Annotated in this window: 9 protein-coding genes and 1 pseudogene; 8 read left to right on the top strand and 2 right to left on the bottom strand. The window is 36.9% G+C overall.

Annotation, left to right across the window (positions count from 1 at the left end):
* Positions 1–61 precede the first annotated feature (61 nt).
* A complete protein-coding gene (locus ACOI1C_RS21960) occupies positions 62–220 on the bottom strand; it encodes a hypothetical protein (RefSeq protein WP_422512763.1) in 159 nt (52 codons plus the stop codon).
* Positions 221–415: 195 nt separating this feature from the next.
* On the opposite strand from ACOI1C_RS21960, the gene ACOI1C_RS21965 reads away from it, so the two are divergent.
* From ACOI1C_RS21965 to ACOI1C_RS21990, 6 genes are all read left to right on the top strand, one after another.
* Positions 416–1,252: an EcsC family protein gene (locus ACOI1C_RS21965; RefSeq protein ID WP_422512765.1), complete on the top strand. Its 837-nt coding sequence runs from the start codon at positions 416–418 to the stop codon at positions 1,250–1,252.
* A gap of 1 nt (position 1,253) precedes the next feature.
* Entirely contained in the window at positions 1,254–1,760 is a 507-nt protein-coding gene (locus tag ACOI1C_RS21970; RefSeq protein WP_422512767.1) for a MogA/MoaB family molybdenum cofactor biosynthesis protein, read from the top strand.
* A 46-nt stretch (positions 1,761–1,806) separates the two neighbouring features.
* Positions 1,807–2,064, top strand: a complete 258-nt coding sequence (locus tag ACOI1C_RS21975; RefSeq protein WP_422512769.1) for a hypothetical protein — start codon at positions 1,807–1,809, stop codon at positions 2,062–2,064.
* Positions 2,065–2,141: 77 nt separating this feature from the next.
* Positions 2,142–2,270 carry a hypothetical protein gene (locus ACOI1C_RS21980; RefSeq protein ID WP_422512771.1) on the top strand — a complete coding sequence of 43 codons (129 nt, stop codon included), beginning with the start codon at positions 2,142–2,144 and terminating at the stop codon, positions 2,268–2,270.
* Positions 2,215–2,445, top strand: coding sequence for a hypothetical protein (locus ACOI1C_RS21985; protein ID WP_422512779.1), 231 nt, complete (start codon positions 2,215–2,217; stop codon positions 2,443–2,445). Before ACOI1C_RS21980 ends, ACOI1C_RS21985 begins: the two co-directional genes overlap by 56 nt.
* A 222-nt stretch (positions 2,446–2,667) precedes the next feature.
* Positions 2,668–3,591: a zinc-dependent alcohol dehydrogenase gene (locus ACOI1C_RS21990; RefSeq protein ID WP_422512773.1), complete on the top strand. Its 924-nt coding sequence runs from the start codon at positions 2,668–2,670 to the stop codon at positions 3,589–3,591.
* 98 nt (positions 3,592–3,689) lie between these two features.
* On the opposite strand, the gene ACOI1C_RS21995 is transcribed toward ACOI1C_RS21990, so the two are convergent.
* Entirely contained in the window at positions 3,690–3,830 is a 141-nt protein-coding gene (locus ACOI1C_RS21995) for a hypothetical protein (protein ID WP_422512775.1), read from the bottom strand.
* Positions 3,831–4,139: 309 nt separating this feature from the next.
* Here ACOI1C_RS21995 and ACOI1C_RS22000 point away from each other — a divergent pair, with 309 nt between their 5' ends.
* Both ACOI1C_RS22000 and ACOI1C_RS22005 read left to right on the top strand, forming a co-directional pair.
* Positions 4,140–5,822 carry a M3 family oligoendopeptidase gene (locus tag ACOI1C_RS22000; RefSeq protein WP_422512777.1) on the top strand — a complete coding sequence of 561 codons (1,683 nt, stop codon included), beginning with the start codon at positions 4,140–4,142 and terminating at the stop codon, positions 5,820–5,822.
* 59 nt (positions 5,823–5,881) lie between these two features.
* A pseudogene (locus ACOI1C_RS22005) lies at positions 5,882–6,894 on the top strand (S66 family peptidase).
* Positions 6,895–6,911 lie beyond the last annotated feature (17 nt).

The raw sequence follows: 6,911 nt of genomic DNA on the forward strand, positions 1-6,911 counted from the left end.
ATATATCTGTATCATCTCTATTATGATCCGGTGTAGGACCCCAATCGTAATTGAAGTATTTTTAGTTTTTAATTTCCTGCTTTGCATGTGGAATATTTAACCCTAAATTAGTTATGCCTTCAAAAGTTCTAGGCTCGAAATGAAATCTATCAGGTTGAAACATCAGTTTTCGATATTCCTTTAAAAAGGCATTTATCTCTCTCGGTGTTGCTTCATGCACTGGATTCCCCCCTTTTTATCTGTATTACATTATTATTTATATATCCTTTTTTTTGCTACTAATTGATATCTTTTTTTTTGTTTTTCTACCCAATGACAACATATTTAAACTTATATATGTATCCCCCATTTCATTTCTAAAAGCTAACTCTCCCTATGCTATAATAGCTGTAACTAATGTTCTAGGAGGCATACCATGTCCTTATCGGAGAGAGACCTTATCGTGTTGGAGAAGATTAGAAACTGGGAACAACAACTTGATGAATATGAGGCATCTTTTTTTGAACAGTCGTATGAGAAATGGCTGGAACGTGCATTTGAACAGCTTCCTCCAAAGTTGCAAGACAAGTTTTATACTATGCTGGATGGTTGGTTTGTTCAGCTTCATGCACTCCTTCAAGGCTCTCAATTACAAAGTGATGCGAGGCAACGAATCCTTCACTCTGCACAGAATCAACATCCCCACATACAAGACGTCCAAGATTTAAGGCAACTTCCCATTGATCGACTTATTTATTTTGCAGAACAGGAAATATCTAATCATAGACTCTACTCCTTTGCCCAAGGTGGTCTAGCGGGTGCTGGTGGTTTTCTGTTTATTGCGGCTGATATTCCACTTATGCTGGCTATTAATTTACGTGCTGTTCAACTACTTTCTCTCATCTATGGAAAAGAAGTAAATACACCATACGAAATGGTGACATCGTTGAAGGTATTCCATGCTGCCACTCTTCCTAAACACCATCAAGGTAAAGGATGGAGAGATTTGGTCTCAGAAATTGAAGAGGATAGAGATTCTTTCTTTTGGTATGACGGTACAGTACGTCTAACAGACGGTAGGTGGATGGAATTGCCGTTAAAGCAACTAATAAAATCCTTGTTTATCCTACTTTTCAAGAGAAAGCTTATTCAAGGAATTCCCTTAATAGGAATGGGCATAGGAGCGGGAATGAACTATGGGCTAACAAGACAAGTAACTGGGTTCGCCCATCATTTCTACCAACTTCGGTACCTAATGGAGAAAGGTGATTAACATGAGTGTAACAGAGCACAAAGCAGAAGCCCCAAAGCATGTAACATGTAAAGTCATTACAGTGAGTGATACTAGATCGAAGGATACAGATAAAAGTGGGCAGGCCATTATTGACAGGCTAGTGAAAGCTGGTCATCAAGTGCTAGATTATGTCATTGTCCCAGATGAGCAAGCGTCAATTCGTAGTGAGATTCTAAAAGGCTGCGAAAATGAAGTGATTGATGCAGTTTTGACAAATGGGGGAACCGGTATCTCCAAGCGGGATGTGACCATCGAAACCGTCCAACAATTACTTGAAAAAGAGATTGTCGGGTTTGGTGAGTTATTCAGGATGCTAAGTTATACAGAAGATATTGGATCTGCCGCTATTATGTCAAGAGCTATAGCTGGTACCAATTTAGACACCGCCATTTTCTCCATGCCAGGCTCAACGGGTGCGGTAAAGCTGGCGATGGAAAAGTTGATATTGCCAGAGCTGGCACATGTTGTTAGGGAGATTAAGAAGTAGACTATGGATTTTTAGATATTATCTTGATTAAAGGAGTGTTGATACCATGAAATGGAATGAAGTAAGAGAATTATTCCCCAATCAGTTTGTATTGGTTTCTATATTAGATTTCGAAGAGGAAAATAATAAAAAAATGATAAAAGAAGTTGCTCCTGTTCGGTCTGTTCCCAATGAAGATGCTAATAAAGAATTTTTTAGTGCTAAACCTGGGACAGCCGTTTATCATACATCTAATGAAGAATGTGTAATTCATATTAGAAGGGATCCCCTTATGAGGATGAGGCGTATAGAGAAACGAGGCTGAATTATGATGGACAATTAATTACGACTTCCTTATTTATAGACTTTAGAGGCAGGCAAATTAAGATAGATGATGTAATTGTGGATACGGGAGCCTCTCATACTATTATTTCACCAGATATACTAGAAGAAATTGGAGTCTCATACGAAACTAGTGATCCAGTTTATGAGGCGAACGGGAATTGGTGGTTCTGCTCCTTTCTATACTAAGGTGATGGACAGCATTAGTATAGATACCTTTATTGTTAATAATGTAGGAATTGATATTGGAATGCTTCCTAAGGAACGTAAAGGACTTTTGGGTCTAGACATCTTAAAATTTTATAACTTCATAATTGACTTGGACAAACTAACTTTATATCAAAAAGAAAAAAGATCAGGATAATTAGCACTCCTTGTCTTTTTTATATATGACAAAAATCAGGATAATCCCCATAAAAAAAAGAAATGTAAGAATATTACTTAGAAGATAGGTAAACAAAAGAAGGATTGTCGAAGCCATTTGATCACCGTAACAAAATGGCGAGTTAGGATTTGTTTCTTTAATCGTTGATGCTATTAAACGATAAGAATAGATAAGTATAAAATTTAACGGATGGTGTATAACATGATACAGAAATCTCTTCTTCTGGTTGGAAAAGAAACTCTTGAATGGAATAGCAACGAACTTCCACCTTTAAAAAAAGACGAGATACTTATCAAAACAATTGCAACTGCAATAAGTATTGGGTCAGAACTCCCCCAATATAAAGAAACTGATATCACTGATGCAAGATCCATTTATCCGAGAAAAGTGGGTTACGAAAGCTATGGAGAAATTATTGAAATGGGGTTTGATGTAAAATCTTTTAGCATAGGAGATAAAGTTATTGCATTTTATGGTCAAAGGAACCTAGGGATTGTCAAAGAGCACAATGCTTTTAAAGTTCCTGAAGAGATTGATTACCTGACCGCACTTTTAGCTATTTTGTCTTGTGACGCTGCTAAGGGTGTTTTAAAACTAAATCCAGTGGAGGACAACAAAGTTATTGTGACTGGGATGGGAACCATAGGACTATTAACAGTCTACTTCTTGAGGAATTATTGTAATGTTAAGCACATAGATGTTTTTGAGCCGAACAACAAAAGATGGGATATTGCAAAGTCATTTGGTGTAAATCATATATTTCCATCAACAGAGATTGCTGTGGGTTACTATGATTACGGTATAGAGTGCTCTTCCCAAAATAGTGCATTTTCGATCTTACAAAAATCGGTTAAAAGCAATAGTGAAATCTGTGTTCTGTCGGATGGAAATATTGAACCTTTTACTTTACTGCCAGAATTCCATGAGAAGGAATTACGAATTATCGGTTCTAGTGATGGTTGGGATTATAAAAAGCATTCCGAGTGGTTTTTTAAGACAGTATCAGTCACACCTTATGTTAAAAATATATTCCAACATGAAATTAAATACGACAGGTTAATTCAATGTTTCGAAGAGCTAAGGAAAGGCGAAATAACCCCTATTAAGGTCTCAGTTATATATTAATGTTTTGGTGGAAAGGGATATTCTTTTCTTATGCTCGAACTTTGACACATAGGATTTTTTTCCTTTCTCCATTGAATATAGAAATACCAAGGGGTGTTCTAATGGTTGGCTGTGTCTTTATCCATTGCAATTTGTTCATTCTGTGTGTTACCTTTTGTTTCAGGCATGCCTACCGAGGATATTTTAACACGGTTAATGATAGGTTTAGTGATGGTTGTCGGTTTTATATGGGCAGCCATTGTAAGGGTTCTTCTTTCTATAATTAAGGTTAATCCAGTCACATCATATCATGAAATCAACTTGTAGAAATGTAATTGCAAAGAACAAAGGCGGAAGAAACTGATGGAATTATCGATCAGTTTCTTCCGCCTTATTCTTATTTTGTAGAGATAAAGTTGTAAATCACCATAAGGGTTACTATTCTCTTTTACTTTTAGCTTGTAGAAGTAGTATTCCTCACCTTAAATTTTACTTTTATAAAAACTTTGCATTTAAAGGTAATTTAATTTACTATTTAAAGTAACTAAGAATGAATAGGGGGAATATTAATGCAAGCAATAAATGAAGATCAGTACGTTAATCTAGATATGGAATTGTATATAAGAGAATTCAACCTTTTGTTAGAAGGATTTGACCGAGCAAAAACTTTTGAAGAACAAAATAACAGGTTTGTAGAACTCAACAATCATCGGTTTCTCTTTGAAACTTCATTCAATCTGGTAAATTTGAGACACATGCAAGATTTTAATGATGAATTCTATAGCGGCGAATACACTATTTTTAATCAGAATGAACCAATCTATCAAAGTCTGGTTCGGAAATACTATTATTCTATCATTGAATCTCCATTTAGAGAGCAACTTGAACTGAAATGGGGGCAGCAGTTATTTCGTCTCGCAGAGTTGAAGGTAAGAACAACTTCTGATGATGTTTTGGAAGACTTACAAGAGGAAAACGAGCTTGTTTCTGAGTATCTCCAGTTGTTAGGAAAAGGTGAAGTAGTGTTTCAAGGTGGAAAGTTGAATCTTTCTGCACTTCTACCCCATATGCTCTCACTAGACAGAGATATTAGAGAGCAAGCTTATGTGGCGCGTTCTCATTACTTTGAAGAGAAAGAAGATGAATTCGATCAACTATTAGATCGTTTGGTGAAAATCCGAAGTGAGATTGCGAAAAAGCTTGGGTATTCAACATTTACTGAACTGGGCTATGCTCGGATGAACCGAACAAGCTTTGCTCCGAATGACTTAGCGAAATATAGGATTCAGGTCAAACAATACGGAGTTCCTTTCGTTTCAAGTTTACGAGAAAAGCAGCGGATACGAATAGGTGTTGAGAAGCTAAAGTATTACGATGATCGGTTCTTTTTCCAAGAAGGGTCACCGACTCCACTAGGGTCAACGGATGAGATTCTAAAAAAGGCTAGTATTCTCTTTTCCGAATTATCAAATGAAACAAAGGATTTCTTTGAAAAGATCACAGAACAAAGGTATCTTGATTTAGAGAACAGAGTTGGCAAAAGAGGTGGAGGCCTTGCAACCTATATCGGAAATCAAAAAGCCCCATTTATTTTTGCGAATTTCAATGGGACGGCAAACGATATAAGAGTATTAACACATGAAGCGGGTCATGCCTTTCAGTTTTTTATGAGCAATCATTGGAGCATACCAGAGTACTTAATTCCAGTAGATTCAGCAGAGTTATTCTCCTTTACGATGGAAAGGTTCTTGTTGCCATGGATGTCCTTGTTCTTTGGGGAGGATACAACCAAATATAAGTTTTCACATCTTACTGAGGCCTTCTATTATATGCCTTTTGCAAGTGCCGTCGATGAATTTGAATACTATTTATATGAATCTCCTGAAGTAAGTATTGTGGAAAGAAAGCAAAAATGGAGAGAACTAGAGCGTAGTTATTTACCAGAGCTTGATTATGATGGGAATGACTTTATGGAGCGAGGGGGAAGCTTTTATGGAATTGCCCATCTCTTTATGACTCCGTTTTATTTTATGGATTATGATCTTGCCCATTTCTGTTCGGTTCAAATGTGGGAAAGGTTTAATTTTGACCCAAAATCAGCATGGGAAAGCTACCTAGCCATGTGTAAAGCTGGAGGAAGTAAGTCATTTAAGGAGCTTCTTCACGAAGCAAATCTTAACTCTCCGTTTGAAGATAACAGCTTGGAGCCATTGTTGGAATCAGTTCAAAATTGGATAATAACGGGAAAATAGTTCTTGTATGAATGCCCTTTCTTTGATAACATCATTAGAAAACATTTGGGAGGATACATATGATTAAATATCCGTCATTAGAAAAGGGGGCAACAATTGGAGTAACCGCAACCTCGTCTGGCGTGCCTTCGGAGTTACATGATATGTTTAAACTTTCAGTAGCTCGCATGGAAAAGCATGGATTCAACGTTATTTGTGGTGAGACAGTTTGGACACAGGACAAGGCAAAGTCAGCACCTGCTAAAGTGCGAGCAGAAGAGTTTATTAAAATGATGAATGATGATCAGATTAACATCATCATACCGCCTTGGGGTGGAGAGCTATTAATTGAAATCCTTGAACATATAGATTTTGAAAAGATAAAAAATAAATGGATCTTAGGTTATTCAGATACAAGCGTATTACTATTGGCAATCACTCTAAAAAAAGGGTAGCGACAGCTCATGGAACGAATTTAGTAGATACACGTGGAGAATATTCGGATGAAACGACAGCTATGTGGCAATCTGTTTTATATACTAAGACTGGAGATTTCATTCTTCAACATTCTTCTGCTCACTATCAGAAGAAATGGCATCATGACAATCCATCACCATGTGTTTTCCATTTAACAGAATCAACAACTTGGAAAACGAGTACAAACAGCAAGGTTGAAGTGCAGGGGCGTTTACTAGGTGGATGCTTAGACGTAATACGACACCTCATTGGAACACCTTTCGGAGATATACAAAGCTTTAGAAAAAAGTATATCAACAATGAACCAATTCTTTGGTATTTTGAAAACTGCGAAATGTCGACCACAGATCTACGTAGAACGCTTGTACAAATGAAATTAGCAGGCTGGTTTGAAGACACACCTGGAATCTTGTTTGGCCGAAGTGCTGCCAACCATTCAGTTGGAAATTATACAGTAGAAGATGTGTATCAGGACCTTTCAGAGGAACTTGGAATACCAATTATTTATGACATTGACTGCGGACATGTCCCACCACAAATCACATTCATAAATGGTGCTTATGCAGAAGTTCAGGTGGAAGATGGTAAGGGGATTATATTGCAAACTTTTAAGTGAAATGTTTTAGTTTCTTT

Source organism: Bacillus sp. DJP31, assembly GCF_049310945.1.
Lineage (GTDB): Bacteria > Bacillota > Bacilli > Bacillales > SA4 > Bacillus_BS.

Coding starts and splice junctions, on each gene's coding strand:
- ACOI1C_RS21965 (WP_422512765.1), top strand. CDS start 416: ATGTCCTTATCGGAGAGAGACCTTATCGTGTTGGAGAAGATTAGAAAC.
- ACOI1C_RS21970 (WP_422512767.1), top strand. CDS start 1,254: ATGAGTGTAACAGAGCACAAAGCAGAAGCCCCAAAGCATGTAACATGT.
- ACOI1C_RS21975 (WP_422512769.1), top strand. CDS start 1,807: ATGAAATGGAATGAAGTAAGAGAATTATTCCCCAATCAGTTTGTATTG.
- ACOI1C_RS21990 (WP_422512773.1), top strand. CDS start 2,668: ATGATACAGAAATCTCTTCTTCTGGTTGGAAAAGAAACTCTTGAATGG.
- ACOI1C_RS21995 (WP_422512775.1), bottom strand. CDS start 3,830: ATGGCTGCCCATATAAAACCGACAACCATCACTAAACCTATCATTAAC.
- ACOI1C_RS22000 (WP_422512777.1), top strand. CDS start 4,140: ATGCAAGCAATAAATGAAGATCAGTACGTTAATCTAGATATGGAATTG.